The organism is Clostridium saccharoperbutylacetonicum N1-4(HMT), assembly GCF_000340885.1.
Lineage (GTDB): Bacteria > Bacillota > Clostridia > Clostridiales > Clostridiaceae > Clostridium > Clostridium saccharoperbutylacetonicum.
This window is the reverse complement of record NC_020291.1, coordinates 4,707,914-4,730,147: the sequence shown is the minus strand read 5'-3', so window position 1 is coordinate 4,730,147 and position 22,234 is coordinate 4,707,914. Positions and strand designations below refer to the sequence as shown.

23 protein-coding genes are annotated in these 22,234 nt (G+C 31.2%); 18 read left to right on the top strand and 5 right to left on the bottom strand.

Annotated features, from left to right (window positions below; genetic code table 11):
• The first annotated feature begins 3 nt into the window (after positions 1 to 3).
• Complete coding sequence (locus CSPA_RS21145; RefSeq protein WP_015394419.1) at positions 4 to 1,065, top strand: iron-containing alcohol dehydrogenase family protein; 1,062 nt, start codon at positions 4 to 6, stop codon at positions 1,063 to 1,065.
• 125 nt (positions 1,066 to 1,190) lie between these two features.
• Here the strand turns inward: CSPA_RS21145 and CSPA_RS21140 are convergent, their stop codons facing one another.
• A complete protein-coding gene (locus CSPA_RS21140; RefSeq protein ID WP_015394418.1) occupies positions 1,191 to 1,985 on the bottom strand; it encodes a DeoR/GlpR family DNA-binding transcription regulator in 795 nt (264 codons plus the stop codon).
• A 390-nt stretch (positions 1,986 to 2,375) separates the two neighbouring features.
• On the opposite strand from CSPA_RS21140, the gene ulaG reads away from it, so the two are divergent.
• The 11 genes from ulaG (at position 2,376) to CSPA_RS21085 (ending at position 14,648) form a co-directional block, all read left to right on the top strand.
• On the top strand, positions 2,376 to 3,440 hold the full coding sequence (gene ulaG, locus CSPA_RS21135) for an L-ascorbate 6-phosphate lactonase (protein WP_015394417.1): 1,065 nt from the start codon (positions 2,376 to 2,378) through the stop codon (positions 3,438 to 3,440).
• A gap of 57 nt (positions 3,441 to 3,497) precedes the next feature.
• Positions 3,498 to 3,959 carry a PTS sugar transporter subunit IIA gene (locus CSPA_RS21130; protein WP_015394416.1) on the top strand — a complete coding sequence of 154 codons (462 nt, stop codon included), beginning with the start codon at positions 3,498 to 3,500 and terminating at the stop codon, positions 3,957 to 3,959.
• Positions 3,960 to 4,034: 75 nt separating this feature from the next.
• Positions 4,035 to 5,492, top strand: coding sequence for a PTS ascorbate transporter subunit IIC (locus CSPA_RS21125; RefSeq protein ID WP_015394415.1), 1,458 nt, complete (start codon positions 4,035 to 4,037; stop codon positions 5,490 to 5,492).
• An 81-nt stretch (positions 5,493 to 5,573) separates the two neighbouring features.
• The gene (locus CSPA_RS21120) at positions 5,574 to 5,867 is read left to right on the top strand and encodes a PTS sugar transporter subunit IIB (RefSeq protein WP_015394414.1); all 294 of its coding nucleotides are present in this window, start codon (positions 5,574 to 5,576) and stop codon (positions 5,865 to 5,867) included.
• A gap of 407 nt (positions 5,868 to 6,274) precedes the next feature.
• Positions 6,275 to 7,303 (top strand): hypothetical protein, encoded by a 1,029-nt coding sequence (locus CSPA_RS21115; RefSeq protein ID WP_015394413.1) that lies wholly within the window; start codon positions 6,275 to 6,277, stop codon positions 7,301 to 7,303.
• A gap of 114 nt (positions 7,304 to 7,417) precedes the next feature.
• Positions 7,418 to 8,110 (top strand): L-ribulose-5-phosphate 4-epimerase, encoded by a 693-nt coding sequence (gene araD, locus CSPA_RS21110; RefSeq protein ID WP_015394412.1) that lies wholly within the window; start codon positions 7,418 to 7,420, stop codon positions 8,108 to 8,110.
• 14 nt (positions 8,111 to 8,124) lie between these two features.
• The gene (locus CSPA_RS21105; RefSeq protein ID WP_015394411.1) at positions 8,125 to 8,970 is read left to right on the top strand and encodes an L-ribulose-5-phosphate 3-epimerase; all 846 of its coding nucleotides are present in this window, start codon (positions 8,125 to 8,127) and stop codon (positions 8,968 to 8,970) included.
• A gap of 112 nt (positions 8,971 to 9,082) precedes the next feature.
• The gene (locus tag CSPA_RS21100; protein WP_017810426.1) at positions 9,083 to 9,898 is read left to right on the top strand and encodes a transketolase; all 816 of its coding nucleotides are present in this window, start codon (positions 9,083 to 9,085) and stop codon (positions 9,896 to 9,898) included.
• A 24-nt stretch (positions 9,899 to 9,922) separates the two neighbouring features.
• Positions 9,923 to 10,852 (top strand): transketolase family protein, encoded by a 930-nt coding sequence (locus tag CSPA_RS21095; RefSeq protein ID WP_015394409.1) that lies wholly within the window; start codon positions 9,923 to 9,925, stop codon positions 10,850 to 10,852.
• Between the two features lie 57 nt (positions 10,853 to 10,909).
• A complete protein-coding gene (fsa, locus tag CSPA_RS21090; protein WP_015394408.1) occupies positions 10,910 to 11,557 on the top strand; it encodes a fructose-6-phosphate aldolase in 648 nt (215 codons plus the stop codon).
• A 655-nt stretch (positions 11,558 to 12,212) separates the two neighbouring features.
• Positions 12,213 to 14,648 carry a GxGYxYP domain-containing protein gene (locus CSPA_RS21085; RefSeq protein WP_390624467.1) on the top strand — a complete coding sequence of 812 codons (2,436 nt, stop codon included), beginning with the start codon at positions 12,213 to 12,215 and terminating at the stop codon, positions 14,646 to 14,648.
• Between the two features lie 33 nt (positions 14,649 to 14,681).
• On the opposite strand, the gene CSPA_RS21080 is transcribed toward CSPA_RS21085, so the two are convergent.
• Positions 14,682 to 14,918, bottom strand: a complete 237-nt coding sequence (locus CSPA_RS21080; protein ID WP_015394406.1) for a DUF2164 domain-containing protein — start codon at positions 14,916 to 14,918, stop codon at positions 14,682 to 14,684.
• A gap of 226 nt (positions 14,919 to 15,144) precedes the next feature.
• On the opposite strand from CSPA_RS21080, the gene CSPA_RS21075 reads away from it, so the two are divergent.
• The 6 genes from CSPA_RS21075 (at position 15,145) to CSPA_RS21050 (ending at position 20,167) form a co-directional block, all read left to right on the top strand.
• Positions 15,145 to 15,771, top strand: a complete 627-nt coding sequence (locus tag CSPA_RS21075; RefSeq protein ID WP_015394405.1) for a class I SAM-dependent methyltransferase — start codon at positions 15,145 to 15,147, stop codon at positions 15,769 to 15,771.
• Positions 15,772 to 15,797: 26 nt separating this feature from the next.
• Positions 15,798 to 16,247, top strand: coding sequence for a MarR family winged helix-turn-helix transcriptional regulator (locus tag CSPA_RS21070; RefSeq protein ID WP_015394404.1), 450 nt, complete (start codon positions 15,798 to 15,800; stop codon positions 16,245 to 16,247).
• Between the two features lie 217 nt (positions 16,248 to 16,464).
• The gene (locus tag CSPA_RS21065; protein ID WP_015394403.1) at positions 16,465 to 17,448 is read left to right on the top strand and encodes an HlyD family secretion protein; all 984 of its coding nucleotides are present in this window, start codon (positions 16,465 to 16,467) and stop codon (positions 17,446 to 17,448) included.
• Positions 17,449 to 17,466: 18 nt separating this feature from the next.
• Entirely contained in the window at positions 17,467 to 18,120 is a 654-nt protein-coding gene (locus CSPA_RS21060; protein ID WP_015394402.1) for an HlyD family secretion protein, read from the top strand.
• A gap of 12 nt (positions 18,121 to 18,132) precedes the next feature.
• Positions 18,133 to 19,659 carry a DHA2 family efflux MFS transporter permease subunit gene (locus CSPA_RS21055; RefSeq protein ID WP_015394401.1) on the top strand — a complete coding sequence of 509 codons (1,527 nt, stop codon included), beginning with the start codon at positions 18,133 to 18,135 and terminating at the stop codon, positions 19,657 to 19,659.
• Positions 19,660 to 19,684: 25 nt separating this feature from the next.
• Positions 19,685 to 20,167 (top strand): MarR family winged helix-turn-helix transcriptional regulator, encoded by a 483-nt coding sequence (locus CSPA_RS21050; protein ID WP_015394400.1) that lies wholly within the window; start codon positions 19,685 to 19,687, stop codon positions 20,165 to 20,167.
• Positions 20,168 to 20,224: 57 nt separating this feature from the next.
• Here CSPA_RS21050 and CSPA_RS21045 read toward each other — a convergent pair whose 3' ends face one another.
• From CSPA_RS21045 to spoVAD, 3 genes are all read right to left on the bottom strand, one after another.
• Positions 20,225 to 20,428: a DUF1657 domain-containing protein gene (locus CSPA_RS21045; protein ID WP_015394399.1), complete on the bottom strand. Its 204-nt coding sequence runs from the start codon at positions 20,426 to 20,428 to the stop codon at positions 20,225 to 20,227.
• Positions 20,429 to 20,858: 430 nt separating this feature from the next.
• On the bottom strand, positions 20,859 to 21,212 hold the full coding sequence (gene spoVAE, locus CSPA_RS21040; RefSeq protein ID WP_015394398.1) for a stage V sporulation protein AE: 354 nt from the start codon (positions 21,210 to 21,212) through the stop codon (positions 20,859 to 20,861).
• Between the two features lie 20 nt (positions 21,213 to 21,232).
• A complete protein-coding gene (gene spoVAD / locus CSPA_RS21035; protein WP_015394397.1) occupies positions 21,233 to 22,234 on the bottom strand; it encodes a stage V sporulation protein AD in 1,002 nt (333 codons plus the stop codon).

The window sequence follows — 22,234 nt, the reverse complement described above, 5'->3', positions numbered from 1 at the left end:
GAAATGAAAACTTCAATTCATAGAATAGCAATTCCTTCGATACTTGAAGTGGGAAAAGGAAATATCAATAATGTAGGAACTTTGATTAAAAAAGCAATGTTTCAAAAGGTGTCGATTTATTTTGGGGAAGGTATAGAAGAATTGTTTGGAGATGCTATACGTAATTCATTAAAAGAGGTTGATATAGAAATTTCTAATGTAGAAATAATATCAGATATAAAATTTGAGGCAATAAGTACAAAAGCATTTGAAATATCAAATGATGTTGAAGCATTGATTGGAGTTGGTGGAGGAAAAGTTATTGATGGGGTTAAGTATATGAGTTTCTTGAAAAAGCTACCTTTTATTAGTATACCAACTTCAACTTCTAATGATGGATTTTCAAGTGCAGGAGCTTCGTTGTTGGTCAATGATAGACGTATGTCTGTTCCGGCTAAAACACCTTATGGAATTATTGTAGACATTGATGTAATTAAAGGAGCTCCAGAAAAATTTATATTTTCTGGAATTGGTGATTTAGTTTCAAATATTACTGCTTTATATGATTGGAAATTTGAAGAGGAGAATGGAAAGGCTATTGTTGATGATTTTGCAACTATGATTTCTAAGAAAGCAGTAAATAGTTTTGTGCGAACTGAATTTAAGACTATTAAAGATGATTTGTTTTTAAAAGAGTTAGTGGATTCGTTAACTTTAAATGGAATTTCTATGGAGATAGCAGGAAATAGCTCACCTGCTTCTGGTTCAGAACATTTAATTTCTCATGCTTTAGATAAGTTCGTAGAAGTATCGCAGCTTCATGGGATACAAGTTGGTATAGCAACTTACATTATGGCAAAGGTTCAAAATCATAGATTTGAGAGGATAAGTAAAGTGTTAAAGGAAACAGGTTTTTTTGAATATGTTAAATCTTTAAAAATGAAAAAGGAAGATTTTAAGAGGGCAATAGATGATGCGCCTTCAATAAAATCAAGCAGATACACATATATTCACGTTGAAGAAAATCGAATTCTTGCTAAAAGAATAGTAGAGGAAGATGAAATATTAAAACATGTATTAATTTAGATATGAAATAGCATTAGTATGAGCGGAATTGAAGGCCTTTATTAAGAAATCAAATATATTTTTTCTTGTGATGTAGGAAGAATATATTTGATTTCTAATTATTTGCAATAGCTTAGATTTACTAATTATTCATTAGTTACTTTTGTTACAGTAACTCCTTTTTCTTTGAATTTTTCAATATCCTCATCGCTTATATTTGAATCTGTAATAAGATGAGAAATTTCGTTTATTTCGCCACTTGAAAAATTATGGTGCTTACCAATTTTGTTGCTATCAGCTAAAACATAAATCGGTCCGCCACAACGGTTAATCATTTCGTGATTAACAAGTGTTTCTTGAAGAACTGATGTACTAATGCCTAAATCACAATCTATTCCGCTAACCCCTAAGAAACATTTGTTAGCAGTAATTTTTGAAAGAATGTAAGTTGCAAATTCCCCAATTAGTGATTGTTTTCTTTCATAAACCTGTCCTCCAGTTAAAACAAGATCTATGTTAGGGCCAATAGTAGAATGAAGTGCTTTGCCATTGTTTGTAACGACATAAACACGTTTATGGCCTAAATACTCTAATATTAATAGTGCAGTTGAACTAGAATTAATAAATATTGTGTCCCCATCATTTATCAAACTAGCAGCATATTTTGCTAGAGCATGTTTGTTATCAAGTAATGTTGAATTGTTTTCATTTTCATTAGAACTTGGATTTTCATATTTATCACTTGAAGATGCTAATTTTGCACCACCATAATGTCTTACTACCAAGCCTTCTTCATCTAATGCTTGCAAATCTCTTCTTAAAGTTAGAGGAGATATATTTAGCTTTTCGGCTAATTCATTGTTGCTAATAGTTTCGTTTGAATTTAAATATTCTAAAATTCTTGCTCGTCTTTTAGATACGATACCTTGAGTCTTTTTCATTTAAGTTGCTCCTCCTTTAATATAATTGATAAGTTTTATGAATATATCGAATAAATAAAATATAGATAATTTACTTCCTGTAAAGTGCGTATACACTATCCACTTAATGATTATGTTGATTATCTATAGTATGTTTTTGTATAGACTAAATTAACAATAATTAGAGTGTATCCAATATCAGTATAATATAAATGTTCAAAAAGTTCAATAAAAATGATCAAAAAATAAAAAAATAAAAAAACGTTCAAAAAATACTTGAACTTTTTGAATTGTTGGTGTATTATGAAAACATAAACAAGACAGAAAGTTCAAAATAAATAATTCAAAACGTTCAAAAAGATAAAATAAGAAAATAAAAGATCATTAATTATAATAAAGGGGAGATTTAAAGTGTCAAAAGTAAATGAAATTACAAGAGAGTCTTGGATATTAAACACATTTCCAGAATGGGGAACATGGCTTAATGAAGAAATAGAACAAGAAGAAGTGAAACCAGGAACCTTTGCAATGTGGTGGTTGGGATGTACAGGAATATGGCTTAAATCTGAAGGAAATGCAAATATATGTGTAGACTTATGGGTTAATTCAGGAAAGAAAACAAAAGCAAATCCATTAATGGCTAAACAGCATCAACATCAAAGGATGATAGGATGCGTAGCAATGCAACCAAATTTAAGAAATTCAGTTTGTGTTATTGATCCTTTTAAAATAAAAGAAGTTGATGCAATTTTAGCTACACATGATCATAGTGATCATATTGATGCAAATGTAGCAGCAGCTGTAATTCAAAATTGTTCAAAGGATGTTAAATTCATAGGACCACAAGCTTGTGTAGATATTTGGTTAGGCTGGGGAGTTCCAGAAGACCAATGTATAGTTGTAAAACCTGGTGATGTGGTAAAAGTAAAAGATACAGAAATTGTTGCACTTGATTCTTTTGATCGTACTGAACTTGTTACAGCGCCAAAAGGTACAATATTAAAAGATAAAATGCCAAGGGATATGGATAAGTTAGCTGTAAATTATCTTTTCAAAACTCCAGGTGGAAGCCTTTATCATAGTGGTGATTCACATTATTCTAATTACTATGCAAAACATGGTAACGATCATAAAATAGATGTTGCTTTAGGATCATTTGGTGAAAATCCAAGGGGGATGACAGATAAAATGACCTCTATTGATATCTTAAGAATGGCTGAATGTTTAAATACTAAAGTTGTCATTCCATTCCATCATGATATCTGGACAAACTTTATGGCTGATACACAAGAAATTATAACTTTATGGAATATGAGAAAATATAGATTACAATATAAATTTAAACCATTTATTTGGGAAGTCGGTGGCAAATTCGTTTATCCAAACGATAAGGATGTAATGCAATATCATCACGATAGAGGCTTCCACGATGCATTTGAAATAGAACCAGACCTACCATTTAAATCAATGTTATAGTAAAATTCATAGAGGGTTATGAATTAGCCCTCTATCCAAATAATAAGGAGGAAAGAGATGTTAAAAGAATTAATTGAGAAGGGAAGAATTTCATTCCATGATGGATTTGATAATTGGGAAGACGCAATTAAGGCTTCTTGTAAACCTTTAATAAACGATGGGGCAATAGAAGAGGCATATGCTGATGCAATAATAGAAAATGTTAAGAAATATGGACCATACATAGTTATAGCTCCAAATATCTGTATACCACATGCACAAGAAGGTGTAGTTGGAGTTAATGAAACAGCAATGTGTTTTATGAGAACTAAAAATCCTGTTCATTTTAGTGATGATCCTGAACAAGATGCAAGATTATTCTTTGTTTTGGCATCTACTGATAATGAAGTACATCTACAAAACTTATCAAATATGGTTGGCTTAATAGAAGACGAAGCTGTAGTTGATAAATTATTAGAAGCAGAATGTAAGGAAGATTTAGATGCAATAGTTGAAATGTTACAAGCTAATGCAGTATAAAATAAAGGCTACGAAAGATAATCGAAAGAGAAAATTAATGAAAGTAAAATAAATTTAAATAATGGAGGAATTAAAATGGAAATATTATTGGGCATATGGAAATTTTTTCAGGTAAATATTTTAACAAACCCTGCGTTTTTTATTGGTTTTATAGTACTTATAGGTTATTTGTTATTAAAACGTCCAATTTACGAGGCGATTGCAGGATTTATAAAAGCAACTGTTGGTTATTTAATTTTAAATGTAGCATCTGGTGGATTAGTTAGTAACTTCCGTCCAATACTAGCTGGATTAAAAGATCGTTTTAATTTAACAGCAGCAGTTATTGATCCTTATTTTGGTCAAACAGCAGCACAAAAGGCAATTGAAAATATTGGCAGATCATTTTCTCTTATGATGATAGTATTATTAATAGCATTTATATTTAATATAATATTGGTATTATTTAGAAAAGTTACAAAAGTAAGAACAGTGTTTATTACAGGACATATAATGGTTCAACAATCGTCAACAGCATTATGGTTAGTATTATTCTGTTTCCCTAATATAATTGATACACAAGCAGTAATTATGCTTGGACTATTACTTGGAGCTTATTGGGCAGTATCAGCAAACCTTACAGTTGAAGCAACTCAAGAATTAACTGAAGGTGGTGGATTTGCAGTTGGTCATCAACAAATGTTTGGTATATGGCTTACAGATAAGATTGCAGGAAAAATTGGTAATAAAGAAAAATCAATAGAACATCTTCAATTACCTGGATTTTTACAAATATTCAATGATAATGTAGTTGCAACTGGTGTTTTAATGATGTTATTCTTTGGAACAATTATGGGGATATTAGGATCAGATTTGTTACATCAAATAGACAAGACAGGTTTTGCAGCAGATAGAAACTTTTTCTTCTACATAATGGAAAAATCATTAAGTTTTGCGGTTTACTTAAGTATATTACAACTTGGAGTTAAGATGTTCGTTGGAGAACTTACAGAATCATTTCAAGGTATTTCAAATAAAATTTTACCAGGTTCAATGCCAGCAGTTGACTGTGCAGCAACATATGGATTTGGTCATGCTAATGCAGTAACAATTGGATTCTTATTTGGTGCATTAGGACAATTTATATCAATTCTTGGTTTAATAGTATTCCATAGCCCAGTATTAATAATCACAGGATTCGTTCCAGTATTCTTTGATAATGCAACATTTGCAGTATTTGCAAATAGAAAAGGTGGATTAAAAGCAGCTTGCATAATTCCATTAGTATCAGGAATAATTCAAGTATTAGGTGGAGCATTTGCAGCTTATTATTTTGGGTTATCACAATTCGGAGGATGGCATGGAAACTTCGACTGGGATACAGTATGGCCAGTAATTGGATTCTTAATGAAGAACTTCACATATGTAGGTTTTGGAATAGCAGTTATAGCATTACTTGCAATACCACAATTCCAATATCTTAAAAATAAAAAAGGTTATTTCAAAATAGCAGAAGATTACGAAGAATATCTTAATGAAATTGAGAAAGCATAAACAATATATAGTAACGTAAAGTAAGTTCGATATTTAATGTAATGAAATAAAAAATAAAATGAAGAAGGGTGTGTATAAATTATGTTAAAAGTAATAGCAGCGTGCGGAAGTGGAATGGGATCAAGTCAAATTATAAAGATGAAAATAAACAAAGTGTTTAAAAAATTGGGAATAGAAGTGTCAGTACAACATAACAGTGTTGGGGAAGCAAAAAGCCAAGCATCAAGTTTTGATGTAGTATTTTGTTCAGAAGTGTTAAAATCAAACTTTAAAAGAGCAGAAGATTCAGGAACTATAATAATAGGCTTGAAAAATATATTATCAGAACAAGAAATGGAAGAAAAAGTTCTAGAGCAAATAGTTAATAAAAAGTAAAGTATATATCACTATAATATTCCTTCAAATAGCTAAAAAAAATGATAAAGTATTATAGATATCCAAAGCAAGAATTAGACATATGGGTAACTTACCGAAATTAAACACATATTTATTACAGCGGACTAATGAAATTTTCGCTGGATGGGTTCTAAGTGGAAGGATGCACTCATTTCTGCATGTTCTTAAAGTAAATTTATGACAAGCAGAAAGTGGAACAACCTTCCACTAATAACCAGCACAGCTTAATTTCATATGCCGCTTGCACAAATATGTATCTAATTTCTAGTGTAGTGTTACGATAATAATTTCTTAATGATGCATGTATATTATATTTATAAGTTTGATTATTAAATTGGATACCTAGAAATTTAACTAGGTTAATTCGAAATTGAGGTGAATTAAACATGAAAATTATTAAAAAACACTTAGATGAAATGTATAGGGCATATTCGGCAAGTTCAATGGAAGTTAATGGTGAATTGAATTTATTTGTAGCTTCTGAAGAGAAAGGATATCCTTGTTATGCATATAGTGGTAAGGATTTTAAGCACCGTCAAACAGTATGGGACAACGGTGGAGGATGCATGTCAATAATTCCTATTCCTAACCGTAAAAATGAATTCTTAGCAGTTCGCGATTTTTATTTAAAAGAAAGTCCAAGTGGTTCTAGATTAGTTTGGGGACATTTAGTTGAGGGTGAATGGGTTATTGAAACTGTTAATAAATTACCATATTTGCACCGTTTTGATGTATGGGATGTTGATGGTGAAATATATGTAGTTGCTGCAACAATAGCAGATCTAAAAGCAGCTAAAGATGACTGGAGTCATTCAGGTACAATTTATTATGGTAAATTGCCAGAGAATCCAACTGATGGAATTGAACTTAAAGTTCTAAAAAATGGTTTGTTTAGAAATCATGGATATATACGTCATATAGTTGATGGAAAGATACACGGAACTCTTGGATGTGATCAAGGAGTATTTGAAGTAATCCCAAGTAAAACTGGAGAGTGGGAAGTTAATCATTTAATGGAAGGTCAAATTAGTGAAGTTGCTTGGTGTGATTTAGATGGTGATGGCAAGGATGAACTAATGACTATTGAACCATTCCATGGAAATTCGATGAAAATATACAAATTAATTGATGGTAAATATACTGAAATTTATACATATCCACATGAAATAGATTTTGCGCATACCTTAGTAGGAACAACTCTTTGCGGTGTACCAAGCTTTGTTGGTGGTGTAAGACGTGTAGAAGCTGAATTGTTTTATATTCAATGGGTTGATGGAAAATGTCAAGAAACAATTATAGAAAAAGGTGCAGGACCTGCTAATGTAGCAGTTATTAATTTAAAGGACTGCGATTTGATTGTTTCAGCTAACCATACAAAGAATGAAGCAGCTGTTTATACAGTAATAAAAGAGTAATTATAGATATTAAATTTACGAGCATGGTTATCAAGTGAATTCCATGCTTAATCTTTAATGAAAAATTTAAATCAGAGTAAAGCGGTATGAATTTTGGAAGCGGGAGGAAATTAAATGTTAGAAGAATTAAAGAAAAAAGTTTATGAAGCTAATATGCTTTTACCTAAATACAAACTTGTGACTTTTACTTGGGGAAACGTGTCAGCTATAGATAGAGAAACAGGGCTTTTTGTAATTAAACCATCTGGAGTAGATTATGAGATGATGAAACCAGAAGATATGGTTGTAGTTGATATGGATGGAAAAGTTGTTGAAGGAAAATATAAACCTTCATCAGATACACCAACTCATTTAAAATTGTACAAGGATTTTAAGGATATTGGGGGAATTGTACATACTCATTCAAGATATGCAACTATATTTGCACAAGCCGGGAAAGGAATAATTCCATATGGCACAACACAAGCGGATTATTTCTATAATGAAATTCCTTGTACAAGAAATATGACTAGTGAAGAGATAAGTAATGAATATGAATACAATACAGGTGGTGTTATAGTAGAAACCTTTAGCAAGTTAAATCCAGTTCATGTACCAGCAGTTTTAGTTAAGAATCATGGACCTTTTTCATGGGGGAAAGATGCATTAGATGCTGTTCATAATGCAGTAGTACTTGAAGAAGTTGCAATGATGGCATTAAATACTGAACTTTTAAGCAATCATAATGCAAATAGAATGCCACAAGATTTAATAGAAAAACATTTTATGAGAAAGCATGGACCAAATGCTTATTACGGACAAGGTTAGAAAGAGGTGAGCTTATGAAAGGGTATAGTTTAGGATTATATGAAAAGTCTATGCCAAGCTATTTGACCTGGGAAGAAAAGTTAAATTGTGCAAAAGAGTGTGGCTTTGATACTGTTGAAATAAGCATAGATGAAACTGAGGAAAAGTTATCTAGATTATATATGTCTAAAGGTGATAGAAAAGCCATTGTTGAATTGATGTTTAAGTGCGGTGTTGAAATCAGAACTATGTGTTTAAGTGGACATAGGAAATATCCTTTAGGAAGTATGAGTGAAGAAATAAGAATTAAAGGTATGGATATAATGAAAAGAGCTATTGAATTGGCTGATGATTTAGGGGTTAAAATAATTCAATTAGCTGGATATGATGTTTACTATGAAGAAGGTAATGAAGTAACAAGAAAGTATTTTGAAGAAAATTTAAGAAAGGCAGTTGAAATGGCTGCCAGCAAGGGAGTAATTCTTGCTTTTGAAACAATGGAAACTGAATTCATGAATACAGTTGAAAAGGCTATGGAATTTGTAAAAATAGTTGATTCACCTTATCTTCAAATATACCCTGATTGCGGAAATGTTACTAATGCAACTTTGGAAAAGGGAAGTAGTGCCACAGAAGATTTTGATAAAGGTAAAGGGCATATTGCAGCAGTTCACTTAAAAGAAACTGTTCCAGGAAAATTTAGAGAAATCACATTTGGTACTGGGCATGTTAATTTTGAAGAAATAATTAAGAAATCATGGGAACTTGGTGTAAGAAAGTTCACAGCAGAATTTTGGTATACAGGAAATGAAGATTGGAAAGAAGTAATTAGAGATACAAAAATATTTATAGATGAGAAGTTTAAGAAAGCTTTAGCTTAAGTTCATATTTCTTTAGAATATAAATTAAAGTTTTACAAAAATATTCATTATTTTAACTTTGAATTTATTTAGAATTTTAGAACTTAAAAGATATAGATTGGTTGGTGAAAAAATGAATAAGCAAAAATTAATTTCTTTATCAAAAGAAATTAAAAAAAATATTATTGAAATGATATATGAGGCAAAGTCAGGACATCCAGGTGGTTCTTTATCTTGTGCAGATATAATAACTTATTTATATTATGAAACAATGAAGGTAAGTGTTGAAAATCCTAAAGATCCTAATAGAGATAGATTTGTTTTGAGTAAGGGACATGCAGCTCCAGCTCTTTATTCTGTTTTAGCAGAAAAGGGATATTTTCCAAAAGAAGAATTAAAACATTTAAGAAAAATAGGAGCGCTTCTTCAAGGACATCCAGATTCTAAGCATGTACCAGGAGTTGATGTTTCTACAGGATCACTTGGACAAGGTATATCAAATGCAGTTGGTATGGCCTTAGGTCTTAGAAATCAAAAAAATAACGCAAAGATATATGTTATTTTAGGGGATGGAGAGCTTCAAGAGGGATTGGTTTGGGAAGCTTCAATGGCAGCAGCTCATTATAAATTAAATAATTTAGTTGCAATTATAGATTACAATGGTCTCCAAATAGATGGAAAAAATGAAGAAGTAATGGGCGTTGCACCAGTAGATAAAAAATTTGAAAGCTTTGGCTGGAATGTAATTTACTGTGAAGATGGAAATGATTTTGATAAAATAGATCAAGCCTTTTTAAGTATTGATGATACACAAGAAAAGCCAACAGTAATAATTGCTAAAACAGTAAAAGGTAGTGGTGTTAGTTTTATGGAAGATAAAGCTGAATGGCATGGTCAAGCACCTAATGAAGAAGAAAAAGAAAAAGCTATAAAAGATATTATGAATTAGTGTGTTTTTAGGAGGATTAATTAAATGGGAAAAGCTACAAGAGAATCATATGGTATGGCTTTAGTTGAACTAGGACGTGAAAATGAAAAAGTTGTTGTATTAGATGCTGACCTTTCTAAATCAACTAAAACAAATGGTTTTAAATCAGAATTTAAAGATAGATTTTTTAATTCAGGAATTGCTGAACAAAATCTAATGGGTATGGCAGCAGGGTTTGCTAATGTTGGGAATATACCTTTTGCAAGTACCTTTGCTGTATTTGCAACAGGAAGAGCTTTTGAAATAATAAGAAATTCAATTTGTTATCCTAAAATGAATGTAAAAATAGCAGCAACTCATGCGGGAATAACTGTTGGTGAAGATGGTGGATCTCATGAATCAGTTGAAGATATTGCTTTAATGAATTCACTACCAAATATGACTGTAATTGTTCCAGCAGATCATAGAGAAGCAATGGCAGCAACAAAAGCAGCAGCAGAATTTGAAGGTCCTGTTTACTTGAGATTTGGAAGATGCAATACTGAAGATATCTTTGATGATACGTATAAGTTTGAAATAGGTAAAGGAGTCCAAATAAGAGATGGTAATGATATAGTAATAATTGCAACGGGAATGATGGTTCAAAAAGCTATTGATGCTTCAAAGGAATTAGAAACTCAAGGAATTAGTGCAAGGGTTATAAATATTTCAACAATAAAGCCAATAGATAGAGCTTTAATAATTAAAGCTGCTAAAGAAACTAAAGGTATAGTCACAGCAGAAGAACATTCAATAATAGGAGGACTTGGAGCTATGGTTTCACAAGTTGTATGCAGTGAATGTCCTACTATTATAAAGATGATTGGGATAAAAGATACCTTTGGAGAGTCAGGGACTCCAAATGAGTTGATGGAAAAATATAAATTAACAAGTAAAGCTATTATAGAAGAAGTTAATGCTATATTGAAGAAATAGAAAAAATCAAGAGGTGTACAAGCAAGTGCATTAGATATTTAGGGAGCGTGATTATTAATGAAAATGTTCGTAGATACAGCAAATATTGAAGAGATTAAAAAAGCTAATGATTTAGGAGTAATTTGTGGTGTTACAACTAATCCATCACTTATTGCAAAAGAAGGTAGAGATTTTAAAGAAGTAATTAATGAGATTACCAGTATAGTAGATGGTCCTATAAGTGGAGAAGTTATTTCTATGAAAAGTGAAGAAATGGTGGTTGAAGCTCGTGAAATAGCTAAAATTCATAAAAATATGGTAGTAAAAATTCCAATGTGTGAAGAAGGTTTGAAGACTGTAAGTATTCTTCATAAAGAAGGAATAAAAACAAATGTAACTCTTATTTTTTCAGCAGTTCAAGCTTTGCTTGCAGCAAGAGCAGGAGCTACATATGTAAGTCCATTTTTAGGTAGATTAGATGATATTGGAAGTACTGGTATGATATTAATTGAAGATATTGCAGATGTTTTTGCAGTTCATGGAATAGAAACAGAAATAATTGCAGCAAGTGTTAGAAATCCAATTCATGTATTAGATTGCGCTAAGGCTGGAGCTAATATTGCTACAATCCCTTATAGTGTAATAGTACAAATGATAAAACATCCACTTACAGATGCTGGTATTGAAAAGTTCTTGGCTGACTATGATAAAGCATTTAATAAGTAATTAAATTAGGAAGATAAAGATATAAAAAGCGAGAATTAGACTTATGCAACAATTACCGAAATCAGATCCATTTATCTTCCACAGGACTAGTGAAATTTTCGCTGGAAGGTTCTAAGTGGAAGGTTGCACCCACTTCTGCATGTTCCTAAAGTAAATTTATGACAAGCAGAAAGTGGAACAACCTTCCACTAATAACTTTCATCAGCTCAATTTCACATGCCTGCTTCCAGAAAAATGTATCTAATTTCTAGTGTAGTGTTACGACTATAATTTCTCAATGATGCATGTATATTCCATTTATAAGTTTGATTATTAATTTGGATATCTATAATCTTTGAGATATAAACTAATATTTAAAGAGCTATCTTAATGGTAAAAATCCGTTATTGATAGCTCTATTTTTCTTGTACAGGAAATTATAGGATTTCAGAAACTTGAGATTCTGATTAAATATAGGGTTATCATAGATGAAGGGTGAATAATTCATTTAATAAATTTGAGTGTATAATAATTTGAATGTTGCAAAAAATATTATAGAGTTTATTTTAAATGCTAATGAGTATAAATGCTAAATTAAAGTATGTAGAATTGTAATTTAATACGAAAGAAGAGGATATGATTGTATAGAAAATTAAAGCTACTCGTTATATTAGTAATGTTTATGACTACTATTTCATCTTTTATGGTGAAAAAAAATGTTGAAGCTCAAAGTGTAGAAGAGAATATTGCACATCTTGTTTTAGATACATCAACTGAAGGAGAGACTATTCCAAAGGAATTTCGTAAGACATCGGATTTAACAAGTATAAAAGATAATAAAAATATAAATTTAAAAGGTTTAGATAAATTAAATATTTCTGGAAGTCAGCAGTTTTCAGAATTTAATCTTCCCACATTAATAAAATCAATTGGAACCTCCATGCCTATAACAGATATAGATTTAAGACAAGAATCTCACGGCTTTATCAATGGATTGCCAGTAAGCTGGGCAAATTCAAAAAATAATGCAAATGAAGGATTAACTAGGGAACAGGTATTAGAAGATGAGGCTAGTAAGCTTAAGAGTATTAAGATTGGAGCACCAATTACTTTTGATAATAAACCTAAAGAAACAGTAATAGTTGCAAAAGTTGAAGATGAAAAGGACATTGTTAAGTCAAATTCTGTATCATATAAAAGAATACCAATTAGAGATGGTGGAATACCTTCAGATGAAATGGTTGATTATTTTATAGACTTTGTAAAGAATCAAGGAGATAATTCATGGCTGCACTTTCATTGCAAAGCAGGAGTTGGAAGAACTACGACTTTTATGATTATGTACGATATGACTAAAAATTGTAAAGAGATTGGTATAGAAGACATAATTAATAGACATATGGCATTGGCAGCTTTTAATGAAGAAAATATTAAATCTTTTCAAAATAAGGAAAGAATGGATTTTTTGAAGAAATTTTATGATTACTGCAAAGAAAATGCTAATTCATTTAATAAAAAATGGAGCGAGTGGAAGACGATATCTACTACAGATAATGGAGTGATGTTTCAAGCTTTTAAAGTACCAAGGATAAATTCTCCTTATATAAGAAATAAAATCATTCCAAATTTTCTTTATGTTATCTCATTAGATTCTATGTCATCAAGTGAAAGAACAATGGTTGCCAGCCTTCAAGGGTTGGTAAATAACCATTGTTCTTTTCAAATATATACTTTAACTTCTTCAGAACCAGATTATAAAATATGGTTGAACGATTTGAAAAAAAACAATAATATCCAGTGCAAAATAATATCGGATCCCTGGCAGCTAGTAGAGATTTACAAGGATTATATAGATGGATATGTACTTTATAGCAATAAGTCACCCAAAGACCCATCTATTAACAATGCTTGTACTTTTGCATCTTTAAATAAAGCTATAGTGATTGAAGAAAGTATAGAAGCTAAAGTAAAGAAAATGGGCATAGGATTTAAAGAAGATTGCAGGAATACAGGTGAAAGCTGGGCTTATGATAATCTGTGGAATAAAGGATTAAATCATTTAACGGTAATAGAACTTTCACCTGACAAAGATGCTGCTTTAAGAGATTATGCAATAATGAGCAAGTCATTAATATTTTATGAAGATAGTATAAACAAAACAGTGCTTAGAGATAAGGTATTTTCTTCAATGGATAAAGGTTTTACTTGTTTAGGGTGGGGGCCTGATGAGTTTATTAATGTAAGTGTAGCATCTAAGCATGGCGTTAGTGTAGTTGCAGCAGATTGGGCCTATAATTTAACTACTTTAAGCTCTTTTCCAACATCAAGAAGTTTGAAAAAATATCCATTAGGAACACCTAAAGAAGAAGATGTTCATTATGTGACTTTTATTATGTCTGATGGCGATAATCTACAATGGAATCTTGGAAATAACTATAGTTCTACCAAATGGTTTGGCAATACAAATAGAGACAAACTTTCTTTAGGGTGGTCAATGACTCCAGCCTTATATTATTTAGCGCCAACGGTCTTTAATATATATTATAAGAGTATAAGCAATGAGAAGACCTATAATAATTTTATTGTGCCACCTTCAGGAAATGGTTATATGTATCCAAGTAAATTTGATATTAAGAAATTAAGTGAATACATTAATACTTTAAATGAGTATATGAAAATAGTAGATGAAAAATATCTTGAGGTTATAGATGATTATGCTTTTTACAATACTGAAATTTGGAATAGATTCACTGAAAAATCTAATATTCAAGGTTTATTTTATCTTGATTATACAAGGCATGATAATTTCGGCGGGAAAATTATATGGTCAAACAATAAACCAATAGTCTCCTGTAGAGATCTACTTTGGAATTCTATTGAAGATGAAGACGAACTTGTAAATAAAATAAATGCTAGAGTCAAGTCTGGTGAAACTAATATACATACTTCAGAAGCGTATACTTTTGTTTATATTCATGTGTGGAGCAAAGATCTTAATAATGTAGAAACAGTTATAAATAAGCTAAAAGAAAATCCGAAGGTAAGAATAACAACTCCTGAAGTATTTATGGAACTAATTAGGAACAATATTACACCTCAAATTGTGAATTAAAGCGTTGCGTGGTCACTTTATTCTTATTTTAAATTAGTACTTTTGAATTGATAGCAAATCATCTATACTTCTAGTCATATATTTATAAGAATCATAGACGCCTTGGTTATAAAATTCTATTGCTAGCTCATCTATAATAAAATCTAAAATTTTGCTTGAAGCTAAATCGCCTATTTCTTCTTCTCTTTCAGTTGAAAAATACTCTTTAATAGAAGTAATCATATCTTCACGTTGTTCCTTGGTTATTTTGATTTTATTTTTATCACTCATTTAAACACTCCTTTGTAAAAAATTTAATTCATTCTAATCATATATTAGGTTAATACACTATGCAAATCTTTTTAGTGTTAAAGAAGAGATTATATTTAATTGGATTAAAAATTTAATATTTCCTAAAAGATAAAATAATTGACTATTTGGAATAAAAGTAATACTATATTAGTATAGTGCGAAGTACGTACTATACTAATATAGTATTACTTAAGGGGGAATTTGTATGGCAAGCAGTAAAAATATTTTTAAAGAAAATTCAAAGAATAATTTCAATAAACACGCTGAAATTTATGATGAAAGTGACGATGGAAAGTTTGTTGCGCCAATGTATGGAGAAATTATTAGTAGGATTATCAGTGAAAAACCAAAGAGAGTATTAGATCTTGGATGTGGAACTGGGAATGTACTTAAGAGACTTAAAGAGAATAAAGAAATTGTTTTAAGTGGATTGGATCTTTCAGAAAATATGATTGAAATAGCAAAGAAAAATGTTGGAGATAGAGCAGAGTTAAAAGTTGGAGATGCAGAATATATCCCTTGGAATGACGATACTTTTGATGTGATTGTGTGTAATGCATCATTTCATCATTATCCAAACCCCGAAAAGGTTTTACTTGAAATGAAAAGAGTATTAAAGAAAAATGGAACATTAATTATTGGGGATCCAACATGTCCAATAATGATAAGACAAATATTAAATATATTTTGTAAATTATCTAATAATGGTGATTATAGAATCTATTCTAAAAAAGAAATAGAAGAAATGTTATTAAGATGTGGTTTTGAACCAAGTGATTTTAAAATGATTAATTGGAAGAGCTTTGCAATTAATGCTAAAATAGTAGGGTAAGATTATATAAGCTTTGGAGTGAAAATATGGATAAAGAATGCAAAAAACAAATAGATGAATTAAATAAGTTATGGCACGTTATGCTTACAGAACCTAAATATAATGAGATAGAGAAAAAATATGAAAATCTTCAAGAGTTAAGTACAACTGAAATAAGTGTTATTAGAATTATTTCTGAGAAAGAAGATGTTATAATAAAGGATATTGTAGATACGTTAAGGCTTCCTAAAAGTACGTTAACTAGTATAATTGATAGACTTGAGAAGCGCAATTTTATTGTTAGAGCTATTAGTGATAGAGATAGGAGATCCTATAAACTAGAACTTACTGAAAAGGGAAGGAAAGTTCAAGATGAACATATGAAATTTGAAGATGAAGTTTATGGAACAATAATACTGGCTTTAGATACTTTTGAAGAAAGAGAAGAACTTTTAAAACTTATAAGAAAGATAAGTATAAATATTTCAAAAAAATAGGTAGTAATTCTGCCTATTTTTTATATTGCAAGTAATTATATGATTTCAGATTTCAGAAACTTGAGAGGTTGATGAAATCTATGGAAAAGATGAATGGTGAATGGTTACTTTTTATTTTTTTATAATTTTAGTATTGAATTAATAAAATATTAAGTATATAATAAATGTCAGCATACGAACAATAAGTATAAGAAACATTCGCATAAGGAGGATTAATATGAAAAAAATAATGTTACTTTGTTTAGTTACGGCAATGATGCTAAGCGGATGCGGTTCAGTTAGCAATGGAAACGGAAACGGCAATGTACAAGCTGTTGATACTGCAACAAAGCAAGCTAAAAATAAATACATGATGGCAGGAAAAATTGATTCCAATGATGAGGTTAATATAGCATCAAAAATTTCTGCAAGAGTATCAGAGGTATTAGTTGACATTGGTTCAAAGGTAAATCAAGGAGATGCTGTAATAAAATTAGATACAAAAGATTTACAAGCACAAGTTGATCAAGCTCAAGCAGCAGTAAATACTGCAAAGGCTAATTTAGCTAATGCAATGAATAGTACACGTCCTGAACAAATTGCTCAAGCTCAAGCGTCCCTAGATAGTGCAACTGAAAGTTATGAGGTTGCAAATAAAAATTATGAACGTACAAAAGCTTTAGTTGATTCAGGAGCAAATACTCAGCAACAATTAGAAGCTGCTCATCAACAGCTTGTCGCAGCAGAAGCACAAAAAAAATCAGCCGATGAGCAATTAAATATGCTTAAAAAAGGTGCAACAGAAACAAGCATTGATGTTTATAAAGCTCAAGTTGAACAAGCGGAAGCAGCTTTAAAAACTGCACAAACGGCCTTAAGTAATGGAGTTATTGCTTCTCCAATTTCAGGAGTAGTAAATGCTAAGAGTATTAATGTTGGTGAAATGGCTTCACCAGGGGTAACTTTAGCGTCAATATCTAATGCAGATGCTTTATATGTAAATGCTTATGCTCCATTAGATATTGTGGGCAAACTTAAAGAAGGTCAAGATGTTGTTGTTAAAGTGGCAGAAGTTGAAGATACAGAATTTGAAGGAAAAATAACAGTGATTAATACTAAAATAAATTCTCAAAGTAGAAATGTTTTAGTTAAAGTAGCGTTAACAGATCCAAAATCAGAGTTAAAACCTGGAATGTTAGCAGAAGTTGGATTAAAGGAATAAGAGAAGAGGTGAGTTAAGATGAAGGAAAAACGTAAATTATTAATTATTGGAATTTTAGCAACAATTGTGATAGCATTAAGTGGTATAGTATTCTATTACTGGTATGAAAATACATATTATGTTTCGACTGATGACGCAAGAGTTAGTGCTGATTTAGTTAGCGTGACGCCTCAAATTACAGGAAAATTGTTAGAACTTAATGTAGCAGAAGGTGATACAGTATCTAAAAATGAAATATTGGCACGTCAAGATGTAAATGGTCTTGCAGATACTAATGTTGAACAATCTTTGATGAGATCACCAATCGATGGTGTGGTTATAAAAAAACAAGGAACTGTTGGAGAGCTTATATCAGCTGGTCAAAGTGTAATTACATTAATAGATCCTAGTAAACTATATGTTACCGCAGATATTGAGGAAACAAAACTTGGAAAAGTGAAAGTTGGCCAACCTGTTGAAATTACTATCGATCAATATGATTCGCAAAAGTTTACAGGAAAAGTTAAATCTATTGGAGAAGTTGCAAATTCAGCTTTATCCTTATTACCATCATCAACAAGTGGGACATTTACAAAAGTAGTTCAAAGAATATCAGTAAAAATTGAACTTGATGATTTTAATAATAAAATTCTTCCAGGAACTAATGCAGTTGTTAAGATCCATGTTAAGTAATGGGGTGGTAATATGGAAGAGAATAATAAAGGTTTATTAAATAGCTGGTTAGCATTAGGTGTAGTTGTAATAGGTACTTTCATGTCTATACTAGATAGTAGTATAGTTAATATTGCTCTTCCTAAGATGATGTCTGTTTTTGGAATGCCTTTAGATGATGCTAAATGGATTATAACGGCTTATTCCTTGACACTTGGTGCTATTATCCCATTGACAGGATTTCTTCAGGATACTTTTGGATCTAAAAAAATATATATGTTTGCGTTAGGAATGTTTTCAATAGGGTCATTATTGTGTGGTTTTGCATGGAGTGGTGGAACTATGATAGCCTTTCGTGTACTTCAAGCCCTTGGCGGTGGTATGATAATGCCCGTAGGAATGTCCATAATATATAGCTTGTTCCCTAGAGAAAAAATAGGACTTGCCCTTGGCTATTGGGGAATAGCAGCTATGGCTGCGCCTGCTATAGGACCAACACTTGGAGGTTTTATTATTGAAAAGATGGATTGGAGAATGATTTTTAATGTAAATGTTCCTATAGGGGTAGTTGGAGTAATAATGGCAGGAATTTTATTAAAGGATTCGAAAAGAAAGCCTATTAAATCCTTTGATATAATAGGATTTTTATCTTGTACAATTGGACTAGTAAGTGTATTATATGTGCTTGGGGAAGGTTCTTCAATCGACTGGAGCAAGCTGGAAAATCCAATGTTAATGACACTTGGAATATTGAGTCTTATATTATTTGTAGTAAATGAGCTTACACATCCAAATCCGCTATTAGATTTGCGAGTTCTGAAGTTGTTTGATTTTAGTATAAGTCTAATTATAACTAGTGTCTTAACTTTAGCACTTATGGGGTCTTCATATATATTACCAATGTTTTTGCAAAATATAAGAGGATATACTGCTATAGAGACAGGAATAATTATGTTACCTTCTGCCTTAGTAATGGGAATTTTAATGCCTATAAGTGGGAAAATGTTTGATAAGATGGGTGCAAAACCTCTTGTAATACCTGGACTCACAATATTGGGTATTAGTTCTTATGAACTTGCACATACTATAAATATGAATACAAGTAAAGAATATATAATACTAGTTACCTGTATTAGATCAATCGGACTAGGTCTTGCTATGATGCCAATTAGTACAGCAGGGATGAATGCTGTAAAAACAGAACTAGTTTCAAGAGCGTCAGCTCTTAATAATACCATTAGGCAAGTAGCAGGTGCATTAGCTGTAACTATAATGTCTACAATAATGCAAAGCAGAAGTGATTATAATTATGCTAAATTAGCAGAACAAATAAATGTTTATAATAAAGCAACAAATGATATGTTAAGTTCGCTGATACAAAAATACATGCATTCTGGTATGTCACAGAGCATGGCTAAAGTTTCAGCATCATCTTATTTGGTTCAAATTATAAAAGGTCAAGCAACTTTAGATGGAATGGAATATGCAGTTATGGTAACAGTTGTAGCAGTAATAGCTGCTTTGATCTTAACTTTCTTTATGAGAACTAAAAGACTCTAAAATTTAAAGTAGGAAGGTGAAAATAATGAATTTAAAAGAAGATTTACCTGATACAAATGATGAAAGAGCTCAAAAAGAAGCAGATGAAATAATTGAAATATTTAAGAGTATAAAAAGATCAGTTAGTTGTAAATATGAAAAAATTGCAAAGGAATATGGTTATACACCGCAACAGTTAGGTGTTATATTTCATTTGTATAAAATGCCTTCAATAACACTAAATGAATTAAGTGAACATATGAATTTAACCAAAAGCACGGTTTCAGGAATAGTGGATCGTCTAGCTAGACAGGGTGTGGTAAATAGAGAAGTGCCCGAGAATAATCGTAGAATTGTAAAGTTATCAATTTCTGAAGAATTTAAAAATAACAATGATATATGTTTAATAAAGAAAAGATTTATTGGAGAATTTATATCTAATGCAATAAAGAAGACAGATAAAGAAGAAGTTGAAAAAATTATATATGGGCTCAGACAGTTTAGCAAGTTATTAAGTGAAGAAGAATAAAAAATTAAATCCCTTGCATCACATTAAATTATTGTGATGTAGGGGATTTAATATTAATTAAGATTTATATTGAGGTTCTTGTTCTTCAATATATTTTTGTCTACCTTTTAAAAGTTCTAATGAACAATCAAGTTGTTCTGCAATCATTTTGAAATCTTGTTTTGCCTGTTGGTCTTCAGTCTCTAAAGAGAAAGTTTTCATTGTAGCAGCTGCACTTTGAATTCCAGCAATTGCTTTTTGCATTTGAGTTCCAACTGTCATAATTATCACCTCCTTTCAAATATAGATACACATGTAAGTCTTAGATTTATGCAACAATTACCGAAATATGATATATTTATCTTCCGCAGGACTAGTGAAATTTTCGCTGGAAGGTTCTAAATGTCGGCTTGTCGTCATTACAGCGTGTTCCAGATGTAAAATCCCCAAGGAGAAAGTTCATGTTTCCAAATATAAAATTTGGACATTCACTTTTATACAAGCTGTAAATGAAACAAGCCCCCATTAAGAACCTTCAACAGCTCAATTTCACATGCCTGCTCCAGAAAAAAATGTATCATATTTCTAGTGTAGTGTTGTAATTTTAATTTCTCAAGAGTGTATACAGATTCCATTTATAAGTTTGATTATTAAGTTGGATATCTATAATCACGAAGTGATTTTATCATCTGTTTAAATTGTTAATTTGAAATCAGCCTTTAGGTTTAAATATCATTGCAGACATAAAACCAAATACTATTGCAGCAGAGACACCAGCACTTACTGTCTTTAAAACACCTGTGAATATACCAATAAAGCCAGTTTCCTGGGCGTCAGCTAAAGCAGCTGTTACAAGAGTATTTCCAAAACTGCTTATAGGAATAAATGCACCTGCACCAGCAAATTTGACTAAAGGATCATAAAGTCCAAAGCCACCAAGTATAGCTCCAATTACAACTAGTGTGCAAGTTGTATGAGCAGGAGTAATCTTAAGTGTATCCATTATAAGTTGACCTATAACACAAATTAAGCCACCTATTACAAATGCAAAAATAAATTTTTCCATAAATAACTTACACCGTCCTTTTACATTTCGATTGAAACAGCATGAGCAACGCAAGGTATACTTTCTTTTTGTTGAAAAGAAATAGGAGACATTAAAGCACCTGTTGCAACAACTAAAATTTTTTTTAATTCTCCTTTTCTCATTCGATTAAGAAAATGACCATAAGTTACAGTGGCAGAGCAGCCACAACCACTTCCACCAGAAAAAGCTGGCTGGTCTTTTTTATAAATTAAAAGCCCACAATCTGTAAATATATGTTGTGGCATAGCTATACCATGTTTATCAAATAATGCATTAGCTAGTTCGTGTCCTACCTTTCCTAAATCACCTGTAGCAATAAGATCATAATAGGAAGCATCAATATTCAAATCTCTAAAATGAGCTTCAATGGTATCTACTGCACAGGGAGCCATAGCTGCTCCTACATTAAAAGGATCAGAAATTCCCATATCTATTACTTTTCCTATGGTTGCAGAAGTGACTTTAGGTCCACCTCCATGTCTTCCGAGCAATACTGCACCAGCTCCAGTTACTGTCCATTGAGCAGTAGGTGGCTTTTGCACACCATAATCAGTAGGATATCTAAATTGTTTTTCAGCGGCTGCATTATGACTGCATGCAGAGGCTAAAACATATTTAGCAGCTTTACTATCAATTAATTGTGCAGCTAAAGATAATCCTTCCATAGAACTTGAACAGGCACCAAATATGCCTAAGTATGGTATTCCTAATGTTCTTGCAGCAAAACTGCTAGAAATTATTTGATTCATTAAATCTCCACTTAAAAAGAAGTTAATATCTTCTTTTTTTACCTTTGATTTTTGTATTGCTCTTTGACAAGCGTGCTCAAGTAGAGTTTTTTCCGCTTTTTCATAGCTATCTTGACCTAGCCATAAATCTTCATGAAGAATATCAAAATCATCAGCTAATGCGCCTTCAGCTTCAAAAGGACCTCCAACAGCAGCAGAGGATAATATTGCAGGTTTAGATTCAAAAATCCAGGATTGATGACCTTTAAGCAT

Excerpts from the sequence above, each read along its gene's own strand:
- fsa (WP_015394408.1), top strand. The coding sequence starts at position 10,910 with ATGAAAATGTTCGTAGATACAGCAAATATTGAAGAGATTAAAAAAGCT.
- spoVAD (WP_015394397.1), bottom strand. The coding sequence starts at position 22,234 with ATGCTTAAAGGTCATCAATCCTGGATTTTTGAATCTAAACCTGCAATA.
- CSPA_RS21105 (WP_015394411.1), top strand. The coding sequence starts at position 8,125 with ATGAAAGGGTATAGTTTAGGATTATATGAAAAGTCTATGCCAAGCTAT.
- CSPA_RS21145 (WP_015394419.1), top strand. The coding sequence starts at position 4 with ATGAAAACTTCAATTCATAGAATAGCAATTCCTTCGATACTTGAAGTG.
- CSPA_RS21050 (WP_015394400.1), top strand. The coding sequence starts at position 19,685 with ATGAATTTAAAAGAAGATTTACCTGATACAAATGATGAAAGAGCTCAA.
- CSPA_RS21065 (WP_015394403.1), top strand. The coding sequence starts at position 16,465 with ATGAAAAAAATAATGTTACTTTGTTTAGTTACGGCAATGATGCTAAGC.
- CSPA_RS21075 (WP_015394405.1), top strand. The coding sequence starts at position 15,145 with ATGGCAAGCAGTAAAAATATTTTTAAAGAAAATTCAAAGAATAATTTC.
- CSPA_RS21070 (WP_015394404.1), top strand. The coding sequence starts at position 15,798 with ATGGATAAAGAATGCAAAAAACAAATAGATGAATTAAATAAGTTATGG.
- CSPA_RS21055 (WP_015394401.1), top strand. The coding sequence starts at position 18,133 with ATGGAAGAGAATAATAAAGGTTTATTAAATAGCTGGTTAGCATTAGGT.
- CSPA_RS21085 (WP_390624467.1), top strand. The coding sequence starts at position 12,213 with ATGTTTATGACTACTATTTCATCTTTTATGGTGAAAAAAAATGTTGAA.
- CSPA_RS21125 (WP_015394415.1), top strand. The coding sequence starts at position 4,035 with ATGGAAATATTATTGGGCATATGGAAATTTTTTCAGGTAAATATTTTA.
- CSPA_RS21140 (WP_015394418.1), bottom strand. The coding sequence starts at position 1,985 with ATGAAAAAGACTCAAGGTATCGTATCTAAAAGACGAGCAAGAATTTTA.
- CSPA_RS21095 (WP_015394409.1), top strand. The coding sequence starts at position 9,923 with ATGGGAAAAGCTACAAGAGAATCATATGGTATGGCTTTAGTTGAACTA.
- CSPA_RS21115 (WP_015394413.1), top strand. The coding sequence starts at position 6,275 with ATGAAAATTATTAAAAAACACTTAGATGAAATGTATAGGGCATATTCG.
- CSPA_RS21080 (WP_015394406.1), bottom strand. The coding sequence starts at position 14,918 with ATGAGTGATAAAAATAAAATCAAAATAACCAAGGAACAACGTGAAGAT.
- CSPA_RS21100 (WP_017810426.1), top strand. The coding sequence starts at position 9,083 with ATGAATAAGCAAAAATTAATTTCTTTATCAAAAGAAATTAAAAAAAAT.
- CSPA_RS21120 (WP_015394414.1), top strand. The coding sequence starts at position 5,574 with ATGTTAAAAGTAATAGCAGCGTGCGGAAGTGGAATGGGATCAAGTCAA.
- CSPA_RS21130 (WP_015394416.1), top strand. The coding sequence starts at position 3,498 with ATGTTAAAAGAATTAATTGAGAAGGGAAGAATTTCATTCCATGATGGA.
- CSPA_RS21045 (WP_015394399.1), bottom strand. The coding sequence starts at position 20,428 with ATGACAGTTGGAACTCAAATGCAAAAAGCAATTGCTGGAATTCAAAGT.
- araD (WP_015394412.1), top strand. The coding sequence starts at position 7,418 with ATGTTAGAAGAATTAAAGAAAAAAGTTTATGAAGCTAATATGCTTTTA.
- CSPA_RS21060 (WP_015394402.1), top strand. The coding sequence starts at position 17,467 with ATGAAGGAAAAACGTAAATTATTAATTATTGGAATTTTAGCAACAATT.
- spoVAE (WP_015394398.1), bottom strand. The coding sequence starts at position 21,212 with ATGGAAAAATTTATTTTTGCATTTGTAATAGGTGGCTTAATTTGTGTT.